General features: G+C 66.3%; 23 protein-coding genes. 8 read left to right on the top strand and 15 right to left on the bottom strand.

The window, feature by feature from the left end; genetic code table 11:
• Positions 1 to 44 precede the first annotated feature (44 nt).
• Positions 45 to 2,732: a pyruvate, phosphate dikinase gene (gene ppdK / locus AC07R7_RS14660; protein ID WP_494635659.1), complete on the bottom strand. Its 2,688-nt coding sequence runs from the start codon at positions 2,730 to 2,732 to the stop codon at positions 45 to 47.
• A 320-nt stretch (positions 2,733 to 3,052) separates the two neighbouring features.
• On the opposite strand from ppdK, the gene AC07R7_RS14655 reads away from it, so the two are divergent.
• Positions 3,053 to 3,589 carry a GNAT family N-acetyltransferase gene (locus AC07R7_RS14655; RefSeq protein WP_494635658.1) on the top strand — a complete coding sequence of 179 codons (537 nt, stop codon included), beginning with the start codon at positions 3,053 to 3,055 and terminating at the stop codon, positions 3,587 to 3,589.
• Here AC07R7_RS14655 and AC07R7_RS14650 read toward each other — a convergent pair.
• From AC07R7_RS14650 to flbT, 12 genes are all read right to left on the bottom strand, one after another.
• Positions 3,586 to 4,437 carry a hypothetical protein gene (locus AC07R7_RS14650; protein ID WP_492885346.1) on the bottom strand — a complete coding sequence of 284 codons (852 nt, stop codon included), beginning with the start codon at positions 4,435 to 4,437 and terminating at the stop codon, positions 3,586 to 3,588. The two genes, AC07R7_RS14655 and AC07R7_RS14650, sit on opposite strands and share 4 nt — an antisense overlap.
• A 171-nt stretch (positions 4,438 to 4,608) precedes the next feature.
• Positions 4,609 to 5,100, bottom strand: coding sequence for a single-stranded DNA-binding protein (gene ssb, locus AC07R7_RS14645; protein WP_492885348.1), 492 nt, complete (start codon positions 5,098 to 5,100; stop codon positions 4,609 to 4,611).
• A 153-nt stretch (positions 5,101 to 5,253) separates the two neighbouring features.
• Complete coding sequence (locus tag AC07R7_RS14640; protein WP_492839288.1) at positions 5,254 to 5,646, bottom strand: hypothetical protein; 393 nt, start codon at positions 5,644 to 5,646, stop codon at positions 5,254 to 5,256.
• A gap of 20 nt (positions 5,647 to 5,666) precedes the next feature.
• The gene (locus tag AC07R7_RS14635; protein ID WP_492839289.1) at positions 5,667 to 6,356 is read right to left on the bottom strand and encodes a hypothetical protein; all 690 of its coding nucleotides are present in this window, start codon (positions 6,354 to 6,356) and stop codon (positions 5,667 to 5,669) included.
• A 59-nt stretch (positions 6,357 to 6,415) separates the two neighbouring features.
• Entirely contained in the window at positions 6,416 to 9,286 is a 2,871-nt protein-coding gene (locus AC07R7_RS14630; RefSeq protein ID WP_494635657.1) for a hypothetical protein, read from the bottom strand.
• 79 nt (positions 9,287 to 9,365) lie between these two features.
• Positions 9,366 to 9,920, bottom strand: coding sequence for a UDP-4-amino-4,6-dideoxy-N-acetyl-beta-L-altrosamine N-acetyltransferase (gene pseH / locus AC07R7_RS14625; protein ID WP_492839291.1), 555 nt, complete (start codon positions 9,918 to 9,920; stop codon positions 9,366 to 9,368).
• Between the two features lie 95 nt (positions 9,921 to 10,015).
• Positions 10,016 to 10,852: a flagellin N-terminal helical domain-containing protein gene (locus tag AC07R7_RS14620; RefSeq protein WP_492839292.1), complete on the bottom strand. Its 837-nt coding sequence runs from the start codon at positions 10,850 to 10,852 to the stop codon at positions 10,016 to 10,018.
• Positions 10,853 to 11,028: 176 nt separating this feature from the next.
• Positions 11,029 to 11,364: a hypothetical protein gene (locus AC07R7_RS14615; RefSeq protein WP_492885357.1), complete on the bottom strand. Its 336-nt coding sequence runs from the start codon at positions 11,362 to 11,364 to the stop codon at positions 11,029 to 11,031.
• A 113-nt stretch (positions 11,365 to 11,477) separates the two neighbouring features.
• Complete coding sequence (locus tag AC07R7_RS14610; protein ID WP_492885359.1) at positions 11,478 to 12,302, bottom strand: flagellin; 825 nt, start codon at positions 12,300 to 12,302, stop codon at positions 11,478 to 11,480.
• Positions 12,303 to 12,578: 276 nt separating this feature from the next.
• Positions 12,579 to 13,403 carry a flagellin gene (locus AC07R7_RS14605; protein ID WP_372955682.1) on the bottom strand — a complete coding sequence of 275 codons (825 nt, stop codon included), beginning with the start codon at positions 13,401 to 13,403 and terminating at the stop codon, positions 12,579 to 12,581.
• Positions 13,404 to 13,651: 248 nt separating this feature from the next.
• Complete coding sequence (gene flaF, locus AC07R7_RS14600; RefSeq protein ID WP_492839296.1) at positions 13,652 to 14,014, bottom strand: flagellar biosynthesis regulator FlaF; 363 nt, start codon at positions 14,012 to 14,014, stop codon at positions 13,652 to 13,654.
• Complete coding sequence (gene flbT / locus AC07R7_RS14595; RefSeq protein WP_492839297.1) at positions 13,974 to 14,399, bottom strand: flagellar biosynthesis repressor FlbT; 426 nt, start codon at positions 14,397 to 14,399, stop codon at positions 13,974 to 13,976. The genes flaF and flbT overlap by 41 nt, the downstream gene beginning before the upstream one ends.
• 197 nt (positions 14,400 to 14,596) lie before the next feature.
• Here flbT and AC07R7_RS14590 point away from each other — a divergent pair, with 197 nt between their 5' ends.
• The 5 genes from AC07R7_RS14590 to AC07R7_RS14570 all read left to right on the top strand — a co-directional run bounded on the left by AC07R7_RS14590 (position 14,597) and on the right by AC07R7_RS14570 (position 19,570).
• Entirely contained in the window at positions 14,597 to 16,387 is a 1,791-nt protein-coding gene (locus AC07R7_RS14590; protein ID WP_494635656.1) for a tetratricopeptide repeat protein, read from the top strand.
• A 3-nt stretch (positions 16,388 to 16,390) separates the two neighbouring features.
• On the top strand, positions 16,391 to 17,110 hold the full coding sequence (locus tag AC07R7_RS14585; RefSeq protein WP_494635655.1) for a cytidylyltransferase domain-containing protein: 720 nt from the start codon (positions 16,391 to 16,393) through the stop codon (positions 17,108 to 17,110).
• Complete coding sequence (gene pseH / locus AC07R7_RS14580) at positions 17,103 to 17,681, top strand: UDP-4-amino-4,6-dideoxy-N-acetyl-beta-L-altrosamine N-acetyltransferase (protein ID WP_494635654.1); 579 nt, start codon at positions 17,103 to 17,105, stop codon at positions 17,679 to 17,681. Before AC07R7_RS14585 ends, pseH (AC07R7_RS14580) begins: the two co-directional genes overlap by 8 nt.
• A 96-nt stretch (positions 17,682 to 17,777) precedes the next feature.
• Entirely contained in the window at positions 17,778 to 18,647 is an 870-nt protein-coding gene (locus AC07R7_RS14575; protein WP_492839301.1) for an AAA family ATPase, read from the top strand.
• Positions 18,648 to 18,739: 92 nt separating this feature from the next.
• The gene (locus AC07R7_RS14570; RefSeq protein ID WP_494635653.1) at positions 18,740 to 19,570 is read left to right on the top strand and encodes a hypothetical protein; all 831 of its coding nucleotides are present in this window, start codon (positions 18,740 to 18,742) and stop codon (positions 19,568 to 19,570) included.
• 6 nt (positions 19,571 to 19,576) lie between these two features.
• On the opposite strand, the gene AC07R7_RS14565 is transcribed toward AC07R7_RS14570, so the two are convergent.
• Positions 19,577 to 19,954, bottom strand: coding sequence for a hypothetical protein (locus tag AC07R7_RS14565; RefSeq protein ID WP_494635652.1), 378 nt, complete (start codon positions 19,952 to 19,954; stop codon positions 19,577 to 19,579).
• Positions 19,955 to 19,990: 36 nt separating this feature from the next.
• Positions 19,991 to 20,803 (bottom strand): universal stress protein, encoded by an 813-nt coding sequence (locus AC07R7_RS14560; protein ID WP_494635651.1) that lies wholly within the window; start codon positions 20,801 to 20,803, stop codon positions 19,991 to 19,993.
• Positions 20,804 to 20,908: 105 nt separating this feature from the next.
• Here AC07R7_RS14560 and AC07R7_RS14555 point away from each other — a divergent pair, with 105 nt between their 5' ends.
• Both AC07R7_RS14555 and AC07R7_RS14550 read left to right on the top strand, forming a co-directional pair.
• Positions 20,909 to 21,553, top strand: coding sequence for a YfbR-like 5'-deoxynucleotidase (locus AC07R7_RS14555; protein ID WP_492885374.1), 645 nt, complete (start codon positions 20,909 to 20,911; stop codon positions 21,551 to 21,553).
• Positions 21,550 to 22,530, top strand: a complete 981-nt coding sequence (locus AC07R7_RS14550; RefSeq protein ID WP_492839306.1) for an NUDIX hydrolase — start codon at positions 21,550 to 21,552, stop codon at positions 22,528 to 22,530. Before AC07R7_RS14555 ends, AC07R7_RS14550 begins: the two co-directional genes overlap by 4 nt.
• The last annotated feature ends 93 nt before the right edge of the window (positions 22,531 to 22,623 follow it).

The raw sequence follows: 22,623 nt of genomic DNA, 5'->3' as shown, positions 1-22,623 counted from the left end.
GCTGACCAGCGCCGGGCCCCTTAAGCCACGCCTTGTTGTGGCCCCTACTTCTTGTTGGCCAGCGCCGCCTGCGCCGCCGCCAGGCGCGCGATCGGCACGCGGTAGGGCGAGCACGACACGTAGTCGAGGCCGACCGTCTCGCAGAAGCTGATCGAGGCCGGGTCGCCGCCGTGCTCGCCACAGATGCCCAGCTTGACTTCGGGACGGACCGCGCGGCCGCGCTCGGCGGCGATGCGGATCAGGTCGCCGACGCCTTCCTGGTCGAGGCTGACGAAGGGGTCCTTTTCGAAGATACCCTTGTCGATATAGGCGCCCAGGAACTTGCCGGCGTCGTCGCGGCTGATGCCGAACGTCGTCTGGGTCAGGTCGTTGGTGCCGAAGCTGAAGAACTCGGCGTTGGCGGCGAGATCCCCGGCCCGCAGGGCGGCGCGGGGCAGCTCGATCATGGTGCCGACGGTGTACTTCAGATCGACGCCCTGCTCTTCCAGCACCGCCTTGGCGACACGGTCGGTCAGGTCGCGCAGGTACTTCATCTCCTCGCCCTTGGCGACCAGCGGGTGCATGATCTCGGGAACGGGAGCGGCCTTGCCAGACTTGGCGATCTCGCAGGCGGCCTCGATGATGGCGCGGACCTGCATCTCGTAGATTTCGGGATAGGAGACGCCCAGGCGGCAGCCGCGGTGGCCCAGCATCGGGTTGGTCTCATGCAGCTCCTTGGCGCGGCGCATGAGCTTGGCGGCGTCGAGGCCGGTGGCGGTGGCCACGGCTTCCACGTCCTCCTCGGTGTGCGGCAGGAACTCGTGCAGCGGCGGATCCAGCAGGCGGATCGTGACCGGCAGGCCTTCCATGATCGTGAACAGCTCGACGAAGTCGGCCTTCTGGAACGGCGCGATCTTGGCCAGGGCCGCGCGGCGGCCCTTCTCGTCGTCGGCCAGAATCATCTCGCGCACGGCGGCGATGCGGGTGTCGTCGAAGAACATGTGCTCGGTGCGGCACAGGCCGATACCCTCCGCGCCGAACTGGCGGGCGGTCTTGGCGTCCAGCGGCGTCTCGGCGTTGGCCCGCACCTTCAGGCGACGAACCTGGTCGGCCCAGCCCATCAGAGTCGCGAAGTCGCCGGTCAGCTCGGGCTCGATCATCTTCGGCGAACCGGCCAGGATCTCGCCGGTCGAGCCGTCGATGGTGATCACCTCGCCGGCCTTGAACTCGCGCCCACGGGCCCGGAACAGGCCTTCCTTGGGGAAGATCGAGACGTCGCCGGCGCCGGAGACGCAGGGACGGCCCATGCCGCGCGCCACGACGGCGGCGTGGCTGGTCATGCCGCCCCGGGCCGTGATGATGCCGCGCGCGGCGTGCATGCCGTGGATATCTTCCGGAGAGGTCTCCTCGCGCACCAGGATGACGCTTTCACCGGCGGCGGCGGCCTTTTCGGCGGCGTCGCTGTCGAAGACCACCTTGCCGGTCGCCGCGCCGGGCGAGGCCGGCAGACCGGTGGTGATCACGTCGCGATGAGCGGTCGGGTCGATGGTCGGGTGCAGCAATTGGTCCAGCGAGGCCGGCTCGACGCGGCCGATCGCTTCTTCCTTGCTGATCACGCCCTCGGCGGCCATGTCGACCGCCGTTTTCAGCGCGGCCTTGGCGGTGCGCTTGCCGTTGCGGGTCTGCAGCATGTAGAGCACGCCGCGCTCGACGGTGAACTCGATGTCCTGCATGTCGCGGTAGTGACGCTCCAGCGTCTCCACCACCGACTTGAACTGGGCGAACACCTCGGGCATCGCCTCTTCCATCGAAGGTGCGACGTCGCCCATCTCCTCGCGGGCGGCCTTGGTCAGGGACTGCGGCGTGCGGATGCCCGCCACCACGTCCTCGCCCTGGGCGTTGATCAGGAACTCGCCATACAGGCGGTTGTCGCCGTTCGACGGGTTGCGGGTGAAGGCCACGCCCGTCGCCGAGGTGTCGCCCATATTGCCGAACACCATCGACTGGATGTTCACGGCCGTGCCCCAGCTCTCGGGGATGTCGTGCATGCGGCGATAGAACTTGGCGCGGTCGTTCATCCAGCTGGCGAACACGGCGCCGACGGCGCCCCACAGCTGCTCCTGGGCGTCCTGCGGGAAGGGCTTGCCCAGGTGATCCTGAACGGCGGTCTTGTAGTCCTTGATGACCTGGGCCCAATCGTCGGCGGTGAGGCCGGTGTCGACGTTGATATCCAGGCGCTCCTTGTGGTCGTCCAGGATCTCCTCGAACATATGGTGCTCGAGGTTGAGCACGACGTTCGAGTACATCTGGATGAAGCGGCGATAGCTGTCATAAGCGAAGCGGCGGTCGCCCGACAGCTTGGCCAGGCCCTCGACGGTCTCGTCATTGAGGCCCAGGTTCAGAACCGTGTCCATCATGCCCGGCATCGAGGCCCGCGCGCCCGAGCGCACCGAGACCAGCAACGGGTTGGCGACGTCGCCAAACTTTTTGCCGGTCAGCTCCTCGACCCTGGCCAGGCCGGCGGCGACCTGCTCGGTCAGCTCGGCCGGATACTGTCTGCCGTTGGAATAGTAGTGGACGCAGGCTTCGGTGGTGATGGTGAAGCCCGGCGGCACCGGCAGGCCCAGAGACGACATCTCAGCGAGATTAGCGCCCTTCCCCCCAAGCAGGTTCTTCATCGAGGCGTCGCCGTCCGCGCCGCCTCCGCCGAATGCATAAACCCAACGGGCCTTGGTCAATGTCTCAACCGGCATATGTTCTCACCCTGCGATCAGTGAAGAAGGCCGCGCCCCTCTTTAGGGGGTCGTCTCACCCTGGAACAGCGCTGCTTTGTCGTGATCCCGCAGTGCAATATCCGGGCGTCTCAGTAGCATCTAGCCCGAGAACGCGTCCACTGGCGCTTCGCGTTCCATGGCTCCACAAGAGAATTCGGTAAATAATTCCAATGACAACGTTGTCCGTTCGGATGAGTTGGCGAGGTTTCGAGCAATCGCGCTGCAAATCCGCGACTTGAGCCGAAACCGGACGATCGCGGCGGCTTGTCTTCGCGGCGTGAAATGCTTCCATGGCGTGCATGGAACCGCACATTGTCCGACTCGGCGCGTCCCGAAATGAGGCGGACGCTCTCGCCGACCTCCACACGCGCAGCCGCCAGATCGCCTATCGCGGCCTCTATGGCGACGCCTATCTGGACCATGCGCTGTTCGACGTCTCGCGGGCTGTCTGGCGCGCCCGGTTCGAGACCTTCGATCCGGCGACCGACCTGATCCTGGCGGCCATGGAGGGCGGCGAACCGGTCGGTCTGGCCTACGCCTCGTTCCGACTGAACCCGGCGGTGGGCGCTGTGCTCGACAATCTGCACGTCGCGCCCGAGCGCAAGGGCGGCGGCCTGGGCACGGCCCTGCTGGCCGAGGTGGCGCGGTGGCTGATCGAGGACCACGCCGGCGCGCCGCTGCACCTGGAGGTCTACGCCCCCAACCAAGCCGCGCTCGGGTTCTACATCCGCAAGGGCGGCGTGGAGACGGCCCGCTATCGCGAGACCGCCCCCGGCGGCCGGGAGGTCGATGTCGTGCGCTATCGCTGGGCCAAGCCTGGGGATCTGCTGGACTAGCGCTCGAGTTCGGTGGCCATGGCCGAGGCCAGGGCGCCCAGCTGATCGGGCGCGACGCGGTCGGTCTTCAGTTTGTAGAGGCCGCGAAGATAGGCCTGGTCCGAGGCCGTCATGCGCTTGGGTCCGCCGGGCTCGGCGAACAGGTTGAGGATCGAGGCCTGGTCGGGCTGGGTGGCGTCGGGGCGAATATCGGCCAGGGCGACCAGGCTGACATAGTCGGCCAGGGCGGCGATCTCGACGCCATCGACCTTGCGGGCGTCCACCACCACCAGACTGTAGTGCAGCCGGCTCGCGACCGGTTGGATGATGTGGCTGTCCACGGCGCGCACGTTGAGAACGCCGCTGTTGTCGCCCGACACGACGCCGCCGGGCGCGATGTCGCCATAGGCCGGGATCTCGCCGGTGTAACTGAGCCAGCGCACGGGATTGGTGTTGGCCTTGAACCGGTCGATGCGGGGTATCGAGACCATGTCGTAGCGGATCTTACCGCGCTGGCGCGCCTGCTGTAGCATGGCCTCCGGCTCACGCGAGAACAGGATCAGCAGGTTGGGATAACACTTCCTGGCCTCGAACCTCAGGCCGACATCGCCCGCCACCTGGCGCAGCCGCGAGCGTACGTAGCCGTTCACATCCTTGGCGGCGCCGGCCACGACCGGACAAAGCTCCGGCCCACGCCGACTAACCCTGCCGTCCGACAGCCGGGTCGCCGCGCGGACATAGTTCATGGTTCGGGCGCGGTTGGCGGCCTTGACCACCAGGGGATCGGAGACCAGCGGCGGAACATCCTGCGCCGACGCCGACATCGGAACCATCGCGGCCAGGACCACGCCGGCAAACCAGGATCGCATCGCGCATCCCCCTTAGACGCGGAAAGGGAAACACAACCTCTGACTGAGGGCAAGCGTATTGCGCAGCTGAAACGTAAGCGGCGGACGACCGCTTCCGGATCGCCCGCCGCTCGCCCCCGTGGAAGCGGCCGTCGACGGCGCCAACGGCCGCCGCCGGCCTTCCACTGTCCTCTAGAACGGGATTTCGTCGTCCAGGTCGGCCGAGAAGCTCTCGCGCGGGCCACTGGGTTGGCTGCGCTGGCCGCCGCCCGAATAGCCGCCGCCATACTCGTCACCGCCGCCGCCGCCAGACGAGGCGCCGGCGCTGTCGCCGCGACCGCCCAGCATGGTCAGTTCGCCGCGGAACTTCTGCAGCACGATCTCGGTCGAGTACTTTTCGGCGCCAGTGTTGTCGGTCCACTTGCGGGTCTGGATCGCGCCCTCGATGTAGACCGTCGAGCCCTTGCGCAGGTACTGCTCGGCGACCTTCACCAGGTTGTCGTTGAAGATCACGACGCGGTGCCACTCGGTCTTTTCCTTGCGCTCGCCGCTGGTGCGGTCGCGCCAGGTCTCGGAGGTGGCGATGCGGAGATTGGCGACGCGGTCGCCCGAACCGAGGCTGCGGATCTCGGGATCGGCCCCGAGGTTGCCCACCAGAATGACCTTGTTGACGCTGCCAGCCATCGCTCGCCCTTGTTCACGCCCGGCGACCCTCGCGCCGGAATCTGAGGCGAGACGTTAACGAGAGCTTACGGCGCGCGCAAGTTTTGTTCTTGTAACGTTCTTGTGGACGGGAAAGACGGCTGTGGACGGACCGCCCCACTCCCTCCTCCAGGGTTACTGGCGGCGGATCGCGCCCGGTACGGCCAGGCGGCCGTCGCCGGTGCGGACCAGCGACATGAAGCGCGGACCTTCATAGGTCTGGCCGACGTAGATGCCTTCCTTTTCGAGGAAGATGAACGAGCCTTGGTAGGCGCCGACCATGCCCGCGCTGTTGGACTGACCCATGCGCACGAAACGCATGCGCACGCCTTCCAGGGTGGCGGCGCACTCTTCCATCTGCGGCACGTTCCGGGCCACCGGATTATAGCGCAGCGTGCCGTCCTTGTTGGTCGCCACCTGGAAGCAGACGCCCGTCTCGAACGGCGCCTTGGTCTGCTTCTCGCAACCCGCGAGCGCGAGACTGGAAACGGCCAGAACGGCGGCGACGGCGAGGACGGTCTTGCTCATGGATTACACCTATAAACCTATCAGCCGTTCGGGATAGAGCAGTTCGGGCCCTGGTCGAACGCGGTGTGGAAGCTGCGGTTGTCCGACGAGATCTCGACTCGGCCCGGCACCAGGCGCAGCGTTTCCTCGCCCCAGCGGCCGTAGGTGGCGCCGCCAGTCTTCTCGCAGCGGCCGCCGAACAGCTGCTGGGCGCAAGCGTTCAGGGTGATCTCGCCGGGCAGGCGCCGCCATTCGTTGCCGGCGTAGCGCCAGCAGGCGCCGAGCGGTGTGTTGGCCGCGGTATTGGCCGACGAGGCCGGCGTCGTCGCGGGCGTCGTCGGGGTCGCGGCGGGCGCGGAGACGGTCGGGGTCGGCGGCAGCGGGGTCAGGACCGTGCCGGCCTGATCGGCGGCGGCCAGGGCGCCCGTCTCATCGACGCCGACATCCAGGGCGCCGGTGGCCACGCCGTTCTTCTTGGCGCATTCGGCCAGGGTGATCTCGCCGACGAAGGCTCCGCCCACGAAACAGCGCAGCGGACGCGCGGGATCCAGCTTGCTGTCGTCGTCACGTCCCGTCTCGACGATCAGACCGCCCCGCGAGGCCGGCGGAGCCTCGTCCGGTTTCTTGTCGTGCCCCGACATCAGGGCCACGGCGATGCCCAGGCCCGCCAGCAGCGCGAGCGCGCCACCGCCAGCGAAGATGAGGGTTCGGCGATCTTTCAGAAAGTCCATGACCCCTGGCTACGACGCGTCGATGACGCTTTCAAGCTCGACAGGCTAGAATATGAGACCTAGCTGCCGCCCGTCAGACGGTTGAGGGCCGCCTGGTAGTTGGCCAGTTGGCTGGTCAGATAGGCCGGAACCTTGCCATCGGTCTTGCCCGCGCTTTTCGAGCTGTCGCTCTTGACGCCCATGGCCGTGTCGGCGATCTCGCGATAGGCGCTGCGGACCGACGACATCGCCCGCTGAATGACCATGGAGGCGTTCTTACGCCCGGCGTCCGAGGTCAGGTCCAGTTCGGGCGGCAGGCTGAGACCATAGACCGGACCACTGCCGTCGGCCGAGACCGTCTTGCCGTCGTCGGTCTTGGTGGCGCGCACGACGCCGCCGGTCAGGCCCAGGGCCGTCAGCACATCGGCGCCGCCCTTTCCCGCCACGATCTCGATCGTCGAGGTGCTGGAGGCGGGGCTGATCTTCAGAACACGGCTGTTGCCGCTGGTGGCGGTCTCGACCTTGGCGCGGTAGCCCGACGCGCGCTTGATCTTGTCCGCCAGGGTCTCGAGCGTGTCCTTGGCCTCGATGGTGATCGTGGCCAGGTTGCCGCGCTCGCGGGTGCGGATCTGGAAGGTGTCGCCGGCCCGAGCCGCGGTCGCCGAGACAATGCGGTCGGACTGGGTGTAGTTCATGGCGCCGGCCGGCAGGCCCAGGGCGTCCAGCGACGAGGCGCCGGCCTTGGCCACCGCCACCGAGGTCGGCGTCGCATAGCCGTCCTTGCCCGTCAGGCGCTGGCTCCAGTCGACATTGCCCGTGCCGACATTGACCTGGGCGACGTAGCCGTCCTTGGTCCCGACCGTCCCCTGACCGTCCAGGTTCGCTCCGGCCGAGCCGACCAGCCAGGCCGTGCCGTTCGAGACGTCGAAGCCGGCGACCGTGTCGTCGCCCGTGCCGCCGTAATAGGTCAGCGCATCGCTGCCATTGTTCGAGAGATCCAGCGACATGCGGCCGACGAAAGCGTCCATGCCGCCCGACGGCGCGGTCGTCGCGCCATTGATCGACATCAGGGTGTTGGCCGTCGAGCCGCCGACATACAGTTGGCCGCCGTCGATCTTCAGCCCCACCAGATCGCCGCCCTTCAGGGAGCCCAGGTCGCGCTTGGCGCCGGCCGTGACGGTGGCGGTCTTGGTGTAGGTGACGGGTACGGTCTGATAGGCGCCGTACTGATCCAGCTTTTTGACGTTCTCGGTCACGACATTGGGCGAGACGTCGAAGCTGCGCAGCGTCGCCGAACCGTTCTCCTTGGAACCGACGATGACCTGCGAGCCGTTGACGACGATGTCAGAGACGCTGTCGTTCTCGGTCGTGCCGAACTTCTGGGTGAACAGCGCCTGGGGCTTGCCGGCGCTGTCGGTGGCGAAGGCCGTCAGATAGGCGTCATAGCCGCCGCTGGGGTCCGCGCCGACCGCGCCGGGCAGGTCCGACTTGCTGCGGCCGCCGACATAAAGAACGCCGTCCGAGCCGAACGCCAGGGCGGTGGCCTCGTCTTCCTGCAGGCCGCCGCGGCGCACCGTCCACTGCTCGTCGCCCTTGGAGTCGTATCGGGTGACGAAGCTGTCGCTGGTCTTCCCGGTGTCGCCACTGTTGATCGGACCGTTGACCGCGCCGTTCAGACGGCCGGTGACCGAGCCGGCCACGGCGACGCTGCCGTCGTCGCCGACGGCCAGCGACAGGCCGTTGGCCTCGTCGGTCGCGCCCAGGGTGCGGGCGTACAGCAGTTGGCCGGCGCTGTCGTACTTCAGCAGCGCGACATCGCTATCGCCCTTGATCGGCTGACCGTTCAGGTCGAGCTTGCCGTCCACCGCCGTGTCGACATCGGCCAGCATGTAGACCGAGCCGTCCGCGCCAGTCACCGACTTGCGGACGCTGTTGATCGTGCCCTGCAGGGTCTCGGTGAACACCTTGCCGCCCGGCGCGCCGGCGTTGGCGCCGCCACCGGTCCCAGCCGCGCTGTACTTGGTCAGGGTGTTTTCGTACTTGGCGTCGTCGGTCTTCGAATTCTTGTCCGGATCCGGATCACCGGCCTTTGTCGTGACATAGACCGCCGGCGCGGCCGTCGGGGCGCTGAAAGTCATCTGCTCGGCGATGTCGCCGTTGATCTTCAGGGCGAAGTTATCGCCGGTGGCCGGAAGGGTCACGGGCTTGCCGCCGACCTGGACCGTCTGGGCCTGGCCCGCCGTGCGCTGCACCGAGAAGCTGGTGTTCAGCCCGGCCGCCTTCATCTTGCCGTTCATGTAGCTGACGACATTGGACATGGTCCGGGGCGTTGAGCCCATCTCGGACAAGTCCATGGTGATGTTGGAGGTGACGCCGAAGCTCTTGACGGCGACGCCGAACGAGACGTCGCCCTTGAAGCGCGGCACCTCGTCGTCGGCTTGGCCGGTATAGAGCTTGTCGGTCGTGTACGTGGTGGTGTTCTTCGGAACGCCGACCGTGGCCTTGTCGCTGGTCATCACCGCGCCGGTGGTCAGGCGCATCTGATCCAGCGACAGCCCTTGGACGTAGCCGGTGACCTCGCCCAGGCCGCGCGTCAGGGCGCTCTGCAGGCGTTTGATCTCGCCGTCGGTCTGCCCCTTCTGCCCGGCCTGGGTGATCAGGGCCGACATGGTGCTGAGCGCCTGGTACGAGGCGAACAGCTTCTTGTAGTCGGGGCTCACGCCCTTGAGGCTAGAGGCGCTGGCGCCCTCGTCCACGAACTTGCGGCCATTCAGGGCCGAGCGGACCTGTTCGCTGGCCACGGGCGCGTTGCCCAGCCAGGGCGCATTCGGCACGACGGCCTTCTTGCCGCCAGACGCCGTCGTGGTCGACGTTCCAGACGCAGTTGCTCCCGTCACGCCCGCGCGGGCCTGATAGTAGTTGAGCAGAAGGCTGGAATCGAAGCTGATCACGACCTGTTCCAATCAGGGCGCGAAGCGCCCCTGAGTTACCCTTGCCAGACGTTCGCTGACGACTCCTTAACGATTAGCCTTAAGCGGCGATAAGGTTGGCGTCGGACAGCGCCCGGCGGGCGCCCTCGCGCAGCTCCGCCCACTCCGAGGCCAGGATGCCCAGCAGCACGACGTCGCGCGCCTCGCCGCCCTTCAGCACGTGACCGCGCAGATAGCCCTCGCGGCGGAAACCGGCGGCGGACTGAGCCTTCAGGGCCGCGTCGTTATCGGCCATGACCTCGGCGAAAACCTTGTGCAGGCCCAGCTCGCCGAAGGCCCGGTCCAGGCCCAGCACCTGGGCGGCGCGGCCGACGCCCCTGCCCCGCGCCTCGGCCGAACCGAGGAACCAGTGCAGACTGGCGCGGCGGTGATGGCTGCTCAGACCCGACAGGGTGATCAGGCCCATGGGCGCGCCGGCCCGGGTGATCATCCAGCCGCGCAGATCGGGATCGGTTCGCAGCGCGTCGAACCACGCCGCGTGAGCCTCGCGGCTCGGCAGCTCGGCGTCGGACATCCAGCGGTCGACCTCCGGTTCGGAGCGCCACTGAAAGAGGATCGCCTCATCCTCGTCCCGTAAGTCGCGAAGTTCGATCATGCCCGCCGCCGAATCCCCGGTTCGCCTCGTGGAACCTTAGCTCGCCGATGCGACAGGACCTAGGCGCCTTTGAGACGTCGCCGCGCCTCGCAGGCTTACCCGCCCTTGAACAGCGACAGGATGATCTGCGGCGCGCTGTTGGCGATCGACAGCGCCTGGGCGCCCAGCTGCTGCTTGACCTGCAAGGCTTGCAAGCGGGCGCTTTCCTTGGCGAGGTCGGCGTCGACCAGATTGCCCACGCCCGTCTCCAGCACGTCGCTCAGCTTGCCCACGAAGCTGTTGTGGGCGTCGATCTGCTTGGCCTGCGTGCCGATGTTGCCGACCGCCTGGTTGATCGCGGTCATCGACGCTTCCAGGCGCTGGAACACCGCGTCGGCGTTGGCCGGGGTCAGGATATCGTCGGTCGTCGTCAGGGTGTTGATCGTGCCGCCCAGCGACAGGTTCTGCAGCGACAGCGTGATGGCCTGAGCCGCGTCGGCGTCGGCCAGGAACTGCATGTCGGCGGCCTGGCTGCCGTCCAAGAGGTTGGCGCCGTCGAACACGGCGCTCTTGACGACCTGGTCCAGATTCTTGAGCAGGCCCTGGAAGTCGGCGTTCAGCGAGGTCCGCGAGGACGTGGTCAGCGAGGTGTCCTTGGCGGCCACCACCTTCTCGCGCAACAGCTTCAGCAGGTCCGAGATCGAATCGCCGGCGGCCAGGGCCACGTCGGCGATCGAGGTCGCGCGATCCAGGCTCATCTTGACGGCGCTGAGCGCGCTCATGTCGCCGCGCTGCTCCTGCGCGATCGACCAGACCGCCGCATTGTCCTTGGCGGTCGAGATGGCTTCACCCGTGTTGATGCGAGTCTGCACCGCCTGCATGTCGTCGTTAGTGCGGTTCAGGTTCTGCAGCGCGATCAGCGCGGGCTGGTTCGTGTTGACGCTCAACGTCATGCGCGGCCTCCGATCGGCTATTTTGCCGTTTGGTTGCGATCGCGCGCGATTCGGCGAGCGATCTGGTCGCCGCCGAACTTGGGGTCAGAAAGTAAGATTATGGTTAACGCTTATAAACCATGTCTGTTTACGCCCGCGGCCCGCTGTCGCACCCGCCATGCAGTCGGGCGGTTCGCTCAGGCCTGGCCGTCGAAGACGTCGCCCGACGCGTAGGTGGTTTCCTCGCGCAGCTTCAGAATCTGCTCGCGCGGAAATTGCTGCAGCGTCTCGCCCGTCCGACGATCCACGGTCTTGTAGACATACTCACCGGAGTCGCCATCCTGCTCGATCACCAGGCGCAGGTCGCCAGGCTGCGGGCCGGCCTCGACCGGCGGAGCCGGCTGGTGCTCGATCGGCTGGGCGGCCGGCGCCGAAACGACATTCGCGCCCTCGGACAGGTCCGGGGCGTTCGTGGCGGGAGCGGTTGAGGCGACGAAGTCTCTGATCGCCGACAATGCGGCCTTGGGTTCCATTTCCTATTTACCGGCGCTTGCGGACCGGCCCTCCTCTCTTGCTTCTCTCCTTGCTCATCGATCCCCGAAAAGGCGGAGGCGGGCCAAGCGGGCCCGCCTCCCCTCCGCATTCCTTAACGGAACAGGCTCAGGATCGACGACGAGGACTGGTTGGCGATCGACAGCGCCTGCACACCCAGCTGTTGCTTGGTTTGCAGCGACTGCAGCTTGGCGCTTTCCTTGGCCAGGTCGGCGTCCACCAGGTTGCCGACGCCGGCGTCCAGGCTGTCTTGCAGCTTGCCGATGAAGGTCAGGTGGGTGTCGAGGCCGACAGAGCTGGTGCCCAGCGAGGCCAGCTTGTTGGTGGCCGTGCCGATGGCCTTGTCGATGTCGCTGATCATCGACTTGGCAGACGAGGCCGAACTGAAGGCCGGGGTAGCGGTGGTCAGGCCGAGACCGGCCAGACCCAGGGTCTGGGCCTTCACGGTAAAGCCCGTGCCGTCCGAATTGGCCAGGAAGGTCATGTTCGTGACCTTGCCGTCGGCCAGGCTGGCGCCGTTGAACTTGGCGTTGTCGGCGGCCTTCTGGACCTGTTCGCGCAGCGAGGTGAAGTCCGACAACAGGGCATTGAACGAAGCGGTGTTCAGCGAGGTGTCGGAAGCGGCCAGGGCCTTTTCCTTCATCTTGCTGAGCAGGTCGGTGATGGTGTCGCCGGCCGCCAGGGCCACGTCGATCGTCGACTGGCCGCGCTGCAGCGAGTCCTTCACCGAGTTCAGGGACGACGAGGTCGCGTTCTGAATCTTGGACATGGCCCAGATGGCGCCGTTGTCCTTGGCGTTACCGACCTTTTTGCCGGTGTTGATGCGTTGCTGGACGACGCCCAGTTCGCTGTTGGTGGTGTTGAGGTTTTGCAGGGCGATCAGAGCGCCAGCGTTCGTATTGATGCTATTCAGCGGCATACGAGTAGGTTCCTTTTCAAGGTATCCGACGCCATTTTGGCTGCCGGGAGCGTTTTGCTCGAAAAGGTCCGTAGCAATTGCCGGGCCATTCTTGCCCAGCGGCAAGGCCTCACTAAATCTCTGAAATCATTGCGTTATACATCCATTAACGACGAAGGCTCCCGGCAATTTCTGCCGAGAGCCTTTCGCCATGGGCAATTGTTGCCGGGCACAATATGCGCACCCGGCGGAAAAGAGGCGCCGGACGGCTTTTGACGGCCGTCCGGCGTATCGGGCTCACCCCTTGAACAGCGACAGGATCGTCTGCGGGCTCTGATTGGCGATCGAGAGCGCTTGGACGCCCAGTTGCTGCTTGGTTTGCAGCGACTGCAGCTTGGCGCTTTCCTTCGCCAGGTCCGCGTCGACGAGGTTGCCCACGCCGGCGTCCAGGCTGTCCTGCAGCTTGCCCACGAAGGTCAGGTGAGTATCCAGACCGACCGAGGACGTGCCCAGGGAAGACAGTTTGTTCGTCGCCGTTTGCAACGCCTTCGACATGACATCGATCATCGACTTGGCCGTCGATGCCGAGGTGAAGGTGTCGCTACCGGCCACCAGACCAAGACCCACAAGACCCAGGTTTTGCGCCTGGACCGTGAAGTTGCCCCCGTCCGCGTTGGCCAGGAAGCTGATCTGGGCCGTCGTGCCGTCCGCCAGACTGACGCCATTGAACTTCGCGTTTGCCGCGGCCTTTTCGATTTGGCCACGGAGCGTCTCGAAGTCCGACTTCAGCGAGTTGAACGAGGCGGTGTTCAGCGAAGTGTCGGAAGCGGCCAGGGCCTTTTCCTTCATCTTCGTGAGCAGATCGGTGATGGTGTCGCCTGCCGCGAGAGCAACATCGATCGTCGACTGACCGCGCTGGAGCGAATCCTTCACGGCGTTCAACGAACTCGAGCTCGCGCTTTGCATCTTGGCCATCGACCAGATCGCGCCATTGTCCTTGGCGGTTCCAACCTTCTTGCCGGTGTTGATACGGCTCTGGGTAGTGGCGAGCTCCGTGTTGGTTGCGTTCAGGTTTTGGAGCGCAAGAAGGGCGCTCGGGTTCGTGTTGATCGAGTTCAGCATTTGATACCTACCGTTTTGGTGGGATTTGCCCGGCGTATTGCCGGTCGGGCGTTTTGCCCCGCGCGAACCATCGCAAGCGGCGGGCCAACCGAACCGAGGTCGGGGCCAATCCATAAACTATTGATTTTGTTGAATTAATTTTGACTTCAAGGCAAAAACGAAACCGCCCGGCGAATGCAGGATTCGCCGGGCGGCAGGTTTTTCCGAAGTAGCTAGGCAAGACGTTCAGTCTTGCGAAAACCGAAGAATCAGGCGGCGTCGGCCCGGGCGGACAGCCCCTGCATCATCATGCGGTTGATCTCGATCAGGGGTTCGAAGTCCTCCTCCTTGCGCATCACGGCGCTGGAGTGACGACCGACCCAGAGGCTCAGCGAAATGATGCTGGCCCGAAGCTCTTTGGGCAGTTGATTTTCAGGCAAGGAACAGTCGGTCGCCAAGGCCGACCAGACCTTGCGATTCCAATCCAATGCGTCGATCCGCGTGGCAATGTCGTCCGCCGGGGCCCGGGACGCGTCCATGAGGGCGCGCGTCACCTGACCGAACAGGCGGTACTCCATTTCACGGGGATTCTCAGCCCGCGTCGCCGCCTGCTGATAGGCCCGAAGAGACATGCCCCAACCTCTCGTCTTCGTATTCAATCAACTTACGGCTCAACATCAGAGCCTTGTAGTACTCGCGCGCCATAACGTGCTTCGAAATGGCGATGCAGTCCTGCAGAACCACAGGATTGCGTACAACTCCCATGAATTCGTTAAGGCGGCCCGCGAAGTCCTCGAAGAACTTCTCGGCTGCGGCCTCGTCAAGGTACATCATCATCACCGGAAAATAGATCCGACGCGCGGGCGTCGTGACCTGTTCCGGCTGCATGATGTCCTTCTCGCGGAGGACGGAGGCCTTGTTCTGGAGCACCAGAACTCCGCGCCGATCCCCATTCTGGACCACGGCGCCGTTGAGAACGAATTTTTCGCCGGGCTTCAGCGACAGCTTCAAAGGCACTAAGGCCGCTCCTTCGTTGACGCCACTTCGCCCGGTTCCGTCATGACGACGGGTTGGACGCGAAGCTAGGCGAACATCTGTTAACGCCGTCTTGCCGCAATTCAGGCCGCCTTGCGACCGTAAGACGCGGCTTAGGACTCAATTAAGCATAGCCCCCCAAAACATGGTTAATAACAAAGTCCCCGGATCGGTCCGCCATGTCCAACAAAAGCGTCCTCGAAGCGTCCGATAGCGCCGCCAGCCAGGCCGATATCGGCGCCCTTCCCTTCCAACCCGGCCAGATCGTGAAGGCCATGGGCGATTCGGCCTCGGCCGACTCCCTGGAACGGCTGAAGCAGGCGGCGCAGGACCTCAAGAGCACCGAGAACGCCAAGGCCGTTAGGACGGCGATCCTGGCGGTGCACGCACAGGACTACGCCAAGGCCGAGAAGATCGCCCTGAAGCTGCTCAAGAAAGACGATCAGTTCGGCCTGGCGTGGCACATCCTGGCCATCTCGCGCGAGAAGCAAGGCGACTTCGCCTCTTCGCTCAAGTGCTACGAGGCCGCGCTCGCCCTGCTGACCGACCACAGCGCGGTCGCCGGCGACCTCGGACGCCTGGCGTTCCGCCTGAACATGGTCGACTTCGCGGCCAAGTTCTTCGCGCACTACCGCCTGGCCCGGCCCAATGACATCGAAGCCGCCAACAACCTGGCCTGCGCCCTGCGCGAAATGAACCGCGAAACCGAAGCGATCGATGTGCTGAAGGTCGCTCTGGCCATCCACCCCCAGGCCGCCGGCCTCTGGAACACCCTGGGCACGGTGCTCTGCAACATGGGCGACCCCGGCGGCTCGATCGTCTTCTTCGACGAGGCCCTGCGCCTAGCCCCCACACACAGCAAGGCGCTCCACAATCGCGCCTACGCCAAGGCCGATCTCGGCGACATCGAAGGCGCCCTGATCGACAGCGAGGCCGGGATGCGGGAAACTCAGGACCCCGCCGATGCGACGGTCATGCAATTCGCCCGCGCCACGCTCCTGCTGGCCCTGGGGCGGGTCGCCGAGGGCTGGGAAGCGTACGAGACCCGCTTCTCGCCGGAAATCTCCGAGGCCCCGCTGTTCCACATCCCCGCCACCCGCTGGGCGGGGGAGGACCTCAAGGGCAAGACCCTGATGGTCGTCGCCGAGCAGGGCCTGGGCGACGAGGTCATGCTCTCCAACATGCTGCCGGACATCCTCGAGATGCTGGGGCCGGACGGCAAGATGACCCTGGTGGTCGAGCGCCGCCTGAAGCCGCTGTTCGAGCGCACCTATCCGGGCATCGAGGTCAGCGCCCACCGGACCATGAAGTACGAGGGCCGTGTCTATCGCACCGCGCCGGACATCGAGCATTGGGAGCGCTTCGACTGCTGGGCGGCGCTGGGCGATTTCCTGCGCACCCAGCGCAACTCGGTCGAGGCCTTCCCGAACCGCAAATCGTTCCTGACGCCCGATCCGGAGCGGGTCGCCTACTGGAAGGCCGAGCTCGACAAGCTGGGTCCTGAACCAAAGGTCGGCCTGCTATGGAAGAGCCTGAGCCTGAAAGGCGATCGGGCCCGGCAATTCTCGCCGTTCCAACTGTGGGAGCCGGTGCTGAAGACGCCGGGCGTCACGTTCATCAACCTGCAGTACGGCGACTGCGAGGAGGAGATCGCCCTGGCCAAGGACCAGTTCGGCGTCGAGATCTGGCGGCCGCCGGGCCTGGACCTGAAGATGGACCTCGACGACCTGACCGCCCTGTGCGCCGCGGTCGACCTGATCATCGGTTTCTCCAACGCCACCACCAACCTGGCGGGCGCGGCGGGCGCGCCGATCTGGATGCTGACCGCGCCTTCGGTGTGGACCAAGCTCGGGACCGACGCCTATCCCTGGTATCCTCAGGCGCGCGTGTTTTCGCCGCCCGAGCTCGGCCAATGGGCTCCCGTGATGGCCGAGGTCGCCCAGGCCCTGCGCGATAAGGTCGCCGGCTAGGCCATGGTGCTCGCCATCCTGCAAGCGCGCATGTCCTCGACACGCCTGCCCGGCAAGGTGCTGGCGCCGGTGGCCGGGGCGCCGATGATCCTGCGCCAGATCGAGCGCCTGTGCCGCGCCCGCGAGCTGCAGCGCATCGTGGTGGCGACCTCGATCCGGGCTGACGACGATCCCCTCGTCGAGGTTCTGGCGGCGGCTGGCGTTCCCGTCCATCGCGGCGACCTGGACGACGTGCTGGGCCGCTTCGTCGGCGCCCTGGACGCCTTTGGCCCGGCGCGAACCGTGGTCCGCCTGACCGCCGACTGCCCGTTGGCCGATCCCGGGGTGATCGACGCCACCATCGCGCGGTTCGAGGACAGCGGCGCGGACTACGCCTCCAATGTCGCCGAGCCACGCACCTTCCCGAAGGGGCTGGATGTCGAGGTGATGACGGCCGCCGCCCTGCGCCGCGCCGCCGCCGAGACCAGCGATCCCCACGATCGCGAGCATGTGACCCCCTATCTCTATCGCAACCCCGACCACTTCCGTCTGGCCAGCTACGCCCAGGCGGCCGACGAGGGCGCGGTGCGCTGGACCGTCGATCGGCCCGACGACCTGGAATTCGTCCGCGCGGTCTATGACGCCCTCTATGCCGACGATCCGGACTTCACCTCCGACGCCGTCCGCGCCCTGGTCCGCGGCCGCCCGGATCTGGCCATGCTGGGAGGCGACCGTCGTGCCTGACGTCGTTCTGCGGCGGGTCGAAGAAGGCGATCGCGACCGATTGTTGGCCTGGCGAAACAGCCCGCAGGTCGCGGCCTTCATGTATTCCGACCATCTGATCGCGCGCGAGGAGCATGATCGCTGGTTCGACACCCTGGTCGGCCATCCGCGCCGATGCGACTGGGTCGTCCTGCTGGAGGGCGCTCCCGTGGGCCTGACCAGCCTGGTCGATATCGATTCGAGCCAGGGCCGCGGCGCCATAGCCCGCTACCTGGCCGAGGAGCGCGCGCGGGGCCTGGGCGTCGGCGGTTTCACCGAGTTCAAGGTCGCCGACCACGCCTTCCAGGTCCTGGGCCTGCGCAAGCTGTGGTCCGAAGTGCTGGCCACCAACGAGGCCGCCCTCGCCTCCCACCTCTCGAGCGGCTTCCAGCGCGAGGCCTTGTTCCGCGCCCATGTCGTCAAGCAGGGCCGACCGACCGACGTCGTCGGCCTGGGCCTGCTGGCCGAGGACTGGCGCGACCATCGGCCGCGCCTTCGCGCCCGGCTGGTCGCCAAGGGCTTCGCCGAAGCCGCGCTCGACGCGCCGCTCTGACCGGCTTCCGCCACGGGCACTTGCCAAGCGCGTAAGCGCCGGTAGTTTGATCAGTTCGTTTTGAACAACTGTTCGAACCGGCTGGCGGAGATGGGCATGAGCGAGCGTTTCGAGGGTACTTCCGACTACGTGGCGACCGACGACCTGAAGGTCGCGGTGAACGCCTCGGTCGCTCTGGAGCGCCCCCTTCTGATCAAGGGCGAGCCCGGCACGGGCAAGACGGTGCTGGCCTACGAGGTCGCCAAGGCCCTCAACGCCCCACTGATCACCTGGCACATCAAGTCGACGACCAAGGCCCAGCAAGGCCTCTACGAGTATGACGCCGTCACCCGTCTGCGCGACAGCCAGCTGGGCGACGAGCGCGTCAAGGACGTCAAGAACTACATCAAGAGGGGCAAACTCTGGGAGGCGTTCGAGAGCGAGCAGCGCCCGGTGCTGCTGATCGACGAGATCGACAAGGCCGACATCGAGTTCCCCAACGACCTCCTGCAGGAACTCGATCGCAACGAATTCTACGTCTACGAGACCGATGAGACGATCAAGGCCAAGGTCCGGCCGATCATCATCATCACCTCCAACAACGAGAAGGAACTGCCGGACGCGTTCCTGCGCCGCTGCTTCTTCCACTACATCCGCTTCCCCGAGGAAGCGACGATGCAGGCCATCGTCGATGTCCACTTCCCGGGCATCAAGCAGAAGCTCGTGTCCGAGGCGCTGCGCATCTTCTACGACATGCGCAAGGTGCCGGGCCTGAAGAAAAAGCCGTCGACCTCCGAGCTGCTGGACTGGCTGAAGCTGCTTCTGGTCGAGGACATCGATGATCAGGTCCTGCGCGAGAAGGACCCGACCAAGCTGATCCCGCCCCTGCACGGCGCCCTGCTCAAGAACGAGCAGGACGTGCACCTGTTCGAACGCCTGGCCTTCCTGGCTCGCCGCGAGGGTTCTGGGGCTCGTCCGGGCCAATAGGTCCGCGACCAATTGGTCGTTACTTGGATTTCACTGGACGCGCGCCCGGCGCGCGCCCAACTTCCCGCCAAATCAGGGAAGATCGACAATCCATGCGCTATTCCAAATCGCGGGCGAAATGGCTGGCCACGGCGCTGATGATCGGCGTCGGCGCGACCGCCCTCACCGCCTGCCAGCGCGCCGAGACCAGCAAGACCGAGCACGCCGAGCGCAAGCTGGGCCGACGCGAGCCGATCCGGGTCATCGACCGCCTCGACTGCCCCGACAAGCAAGGTGAATTGAAGCTGATCTCCAAGGCCGACGACGGCCAATCCTGCGCCTATGTCTCGGACGAGGCCAATGTCGACCTGCGCCTAGTCAAGCTGAACGGCGGAGACGCGGAGGCGGCCCTTGCGCCGATCGAGACCGAACTGAAGGGGATCATGCCCCTGCCCCCAGCCCCGCCCAAGCCGCCAGAACACAAGGGCATGGGAAAGAACCACACCAGCATCAACTTGCCAGGCGTGAAGATCGACGCCAGCGACAGCGGCGCCGATATCCGCATCGGCCACCTGACCATCAACAGCGACGGCGGCGCCGCCGAGGTGAAGGTCAACAAGAACGTCAATTTCAGGGGCGACGACGGCCACGGCTCGGTCAACGTCCAGGCCGAGGACGAGCACGAGGGCGACGTCACCATCAAGGCCAATGACCACGGGGCGGAAATCCGCGCCAAGAAGGGCGGCAACGACTCCGTGCGCTCGACCCTGATCCTGGCCAACGACAAGGCGCCCAAGGGCTATCGCTTGGCCGGCTACGAGGCGCGCGGCCCCAAGGGCGGCCCGCTGGCCGTCGCCGTCGTCAAGGCCAAGACCCGCGACACCGACGACCACGACCTGTTCAAGGACATGAAGGCCCTGGTCCGCCACAATGTAGGGGGCTGAGGCCTCCTACTGCGCGACGGGCGCGACCTCCATCACCTTGTAGGTCAGCGGACGACCGTCCTCGTCGGTGACCGTGACGTACTCGCCCAGGGCGAAACGGTGTTCGCCAAGGCGGTGCAGCGGCTCGTCGTCGGCGCTGTCCTGGTTGTCGTAGTCAAAGAACCAGTGAGTCCCGCGCCTGTTCAGGCGACCGTCCGCGGCGTCTTCGTCGGGCGCGAAACGACGCACGCTGCACGCGCCCTTGACCTTGGCGTACTCGCCCTCGTCGATATGACCGTCTTCGGTCAAAGGCGCCGTCAGGGCGTAGCCGCGGTGGTCGTCGCCGCCGGCGAATTCGGTGCCTGGATTGCGCGCAAGGCGCATGATGATGCGAGACAGAGACATTCGAGGTCTCCTTTCTTGTGAGAAAATTTCAGCGTCTTAGTGCGACAGGAACAAGGACGGCCCGTCGCTGTTGAGCAGCGTACGGGTGGTGCCCCCGAATATGAACTCCTGCAGCCTGGGATGTCCGAACGCGCCGGCGACCAGGAGGTTCGCTCCAACGTCCTTGGCCGCGCCCAGCAGCAGGCCGGCCGCGTCGTTGGCGCCCTCCAGGATCTTGACGGTCGCCTTGACGCCGCGGGCGCCCAGGAACTCGACCAGACGGTCCAGTTCGAAGGCCCGCGACGAGGCGTTCGGCGCGCCGGCGACGATCACCGATCCCGCTTTTTGCAGCAGCGGCAGGGCCGTACGCACGGCGCGGCTGGCCTCCTTGCCGCCGTCCCAGGCGACCAGGGCCACGCCGTCGACCTTGAAGCCCGGACGGACGACCAGGGTCGGGCGCTGCTCGTCGGCGACCAGTTGCTGGAACGCTTCCGCCAGCGGGCCCTTGCCGCGCGCCGAGGCGTCATCGAACACGATGACGTCCGACAGGCGGCCTTCCATGGCTAGGCCGGCCCAGACCGGAGACTCCAGGCTGATCACCCGCGTGCGCGGATAGCCAGTCTCGGCCGCCAGCTTGCCACAGGCGCGCGCGCCTTCCTGGGCGGCTTCCTTCAGGCTCTCGAGAGCCGTGACCTGCACCCCGCCCATGAACCCCTCGCCCATCCAGGGCATCAGGTCGGCCATGTCGGCCGGGGCGTGGACGCAGGCCAGTTCGGCCTGGAACGCGCCCGCCAGGGCCGCGGCGGAGGTCAAGACGCCCTTGTCGTTCGGGGTCCCGGCCAGCGGGACCATGATTCTCGCCCAACTCATGATCGAACTCCCTTCAAGGGCATTTCCACAGATGACGACGACGGCCACATTGATCTTTCGCAACCGATGGGTCAGTCAACCACCTTCACCGTGAGGAACGATCTCGTGGCCAAAGGGCTGCATAGGGGCGGACCGCCCCGTGCCTGGCAAAGAATGCTTTCCGGACGTCGGCTCGACCTGCTCGATCCGTCGCCGATGGACATCGAGATCGAGGACATCGCCCACGGCCTTGCCCGCGTCGCCCGATGGAACGGTCAGACGGTCGGCGACCACGGCTTCTCGGTGGCCCAGCACAGCCTGGTGGTCGAGGAGATCGCCGCGCACATCAAGCCGGACCTGGAGCCGCGCTGGCGCCTGGCCGCCCTGCTGCACGACGCCAGCGAATATGTGATCGGCGACATGATCAGTCCGTTCAAGGCGGCGCTGGGCGTCAGCTACAAGGATTTCGAGGCCCGATTGGAGGACGCGATCCACATCCGCTTCGGCTTGCCGGTGAAGACCCCCGCCCCGATCAAGAAACTGATCAAGCAGGCCGACCGAGCCTGCGCCTTCTTCGAGGCCACCCAGTTGGCGGGCTTCGAGCATGCGGAGTCCATGGCGATCTTCGGCGCGCCGCCGGCCGGCTATGATCTGAAGATCACGCCGCAACCGCCGTTCGAGGCCCAGGCCCGCTACGTCCAGCGCTTTCACGTGCTGTCGCGGGCGGCGGGCTTCGAGAGCGCCCCAGGCGCGGCGTTCGAAACGGAATGAGCACCTCGGTCGTCATCGGCCTTTCGGCGGTGGTCGTCGCGATCCGCGACGGCGAGGCCGTGGTCCTGACCGTGCGACCGCACGATGCGATCACCGATATCGCTTCGCCGCTCGCGGGCCTGCCGTTCGGCCCGTTCGATCCCGAGGCGCACCGCACCTTCGAGTTGGGCCTGCGGGCCTTCGTGACCGCCCAGACCCGGTTCCAGCTGGGCTATGTCGAGCAACTTTACACCTTCGGCGACAAGGGCCGCGACGCCCCGCGCGCCGAGGTCGGGGCCGGCGCGGCGCGCGTGGTCTCGGTCGGCTATCTGGGCCTGACGCCCAAGGCCGTCGACACCGACGCCCCCGACACCGCCTGGGCCCCCTGGACGCGCTTCTTCCCCTGGGAAGACTGGCGCAACGGCCGTCCCGCCCTGCTTGACGAGGCCATCGCCCCAGCCCTTAGACGCTGGGCCGCGGATGACGCCGGACGGTGGTCCCGCGCTCGCCTGGCCTTCGCCCTGGACGGCGCGCCGTGGAACGAGGAACGGGTGCTGGAGCGCTACGAGCTGCTCTACGAAGCCGGTCTGGCGCCGGAAGCCGCCCGCGACGTCGCCCGCGCCGACGGCCACGACCCGGCCGAGCCCCAGGCTCTGTCGGCGGCTTTGGGCGAGCCGATGATCTCGGATCACCGGCGGATCCTGGCCACCGGCCTCTCGCGCCTGCGCGGCAAGATCAAATATCGCCCGGTGGTGTTCGAACTGACGCCCGAGGAGTTCACCCTCTCGACCCTGCAGCGCACGGTCGAGGCCATCGCCGGCGTGCCGCTGCACAAGCAGAACTTCCGCCGGGTGGTCGAGCGCGAGGAGTTGGTCGAGGGCCTGGGCCGCCTGGACGCCGAGACCGGCGGTCGCCCGGCCGAGCTGTTCCGCTTCCGCCGCGAGATGCTGGCCACCCGCCAGGCGACGGGCCTGTCGCTGCCGCTGTTGCGGGACTGAAGACCGCTTCGAGAAGCAGGAAAAGGTCGACGGCCAGGAACGCGTATGCGCCTGCAGCCCCCCAAGGGCTGCAATCTTGCTGTAACAAGCCGG

It is taken from the genome of Caulobacter sp. GW821-FHT05F04 (assembly GCF_059419665.1).
The sequence above is the reverse complement of the archived record's forward strand: the minus strand, read 5'-3'. Positions and strand labels throughout refer to the sequence as shown.

What these genes read in the sequence shown, in the direction of transcription:
- ppdK (WP_494635659.1), bottom strand. Translation starts at nt 2,732, where the DNA reads ATGCCGGTTGAGACATTGACCAAGGCCCGTTGGGTTTATGCATTCGGC.
- AC07R7_RS14655 (WP_494635658.1), top strand. Translation starts at nt 3,053, where the DNA reads ATGGAACCGCACATTGTCCGACTCGGCGCGTCCCGAAATGAGGCGGAC.
- AC07R7_RS14650 (WP_492885346.1), bottom strand. Translation starts at nt 4,437, where the DNA reads ATGCGATCCTGGTTTGCCGGCGTGGTCCTGGCCGCGATGGTTCCGATG.
- ssb (WP_492885348.1), bottom strand. Translation starts at nt 5,100, where the DNA reads ATGGCTGGCAGCGTCAACAAGGTCATTCTGGTGGGCAACCTCGGGGCC.
- AC07R7_RS14640 (WP_492839288.1), bottom strand. Translation starts at nt 5,646, where the DNA reads ATGAGCAAGACCGTCCTCGCCGTCGCCGCCGTTCTGGCCGTTTCCAGT.
- AC07R7_RS14635 (WP_492839289.1), bottom strand. Translation starts at nt 6,356, where the DNA reads ATGGACTTTCTGAAAGATCGCCGAACCCTCATCTTCGCTGGCGGTGGC.
- pseH (WP_492839291.1), bottom strand. Translation starts at nt 9,920, where the DNA reads ATGATCGAACTTCGCGACTTACGGGACGAGGATGAGGCGATCCTCTTT.
- AC07R7_RS14620 (WP_492839292.1), bottom strand. Translation starts at nt 10,852, where the DNA reads ATGACGTTGAGCGTCAACACGAACCAGCCCGCGCTGATCGCGCTGCAG.
- AC07R7_RS14615 (WP_492885357.1), bottom strand. Translation starts at nt 11,364, where the DNA reads ATGGAACCCAAGGCCGCATTGTCGGCGATCAGAGACTTCGTCGCCTCA.
- AC07R7_RS14610 (WP_492885359.1), bottom strand. Translation starts at nt 12,302, where the DNA reads ATGCCGCTGAATAGCATCAATACGAACGCTGGCGCTCTGATCGCCCTG.
- AC07R7_RS14605 (WP_372955682.1), bottom strand. Translation starts at nt 13,403, where the DNA reads ATGCTGAACTCGATCAACACGAACCCGAGCGCCCTTCTTGCGCTCCAA.
- flaF (WP_492839296.1), bottom strand. Translation starts at nt 14,014, where the DNA reads ATGTCTCTTCGGGCCTATCAGCAGGCGGCGACGCGGGCTGAGAATCCC.
- AC07R7_RS14590 (WP_494635656.1), top strand. Translation starts at nt 14,597, where the DNA reads ATGTCCAACAAAAGCGTCCTCGAAGCGTCCGATAGCGCCGCCAGCCAG.
- AC07R7_RS14585 (WP_494635655.1), top strand. Translation starts at nt 16,391, where the DNA reads ATGGTGCTCGCCATCCTGCAAGCGCGCATGTCCTCGACACGCCTGCCC.
- AC07R7_RS14575 (WP_492839301.1), top strand. Translation starts at nt 17,778, where the DNA reads ATGAGCGAGCGTTTCGAGGGTACTTCCGACTACGTGGCGACCGACGAC.
- AC07R7_RS14570 (WP_494635653.1), top strand. Translation starts at nt 18,740, where the DNA reads ATGCGCTATTCCAAATCGCGGGCGAAATGGCTGGCCACGGCGCTGATG.
- AC07R7_RS14565 (WP_494635652.1), bottom strand. Translation starts at nt 19,954, where the DNA reads ATGTCTCTGTCTCGCATCATCATGCGCCTTGCGCGCAATCCAGGCACC.
- AC07R7_RS14560 (WP_494635651.1), bottom strand. Translation starts at nt 20,803, where the DNA reads ATGAGTTGGGCGAGAATCATGGTCCCGCTGGCCGGGACCCCGAACGAC.
- AC07R7_RS14550 (WP_492839306.1), top strand. Translation starts at nt 21,550, where the DNA reads ATGAGCACCTCGGTCGTCATCGGCCTTTCGGCGGTGGTCGTCGCGATC.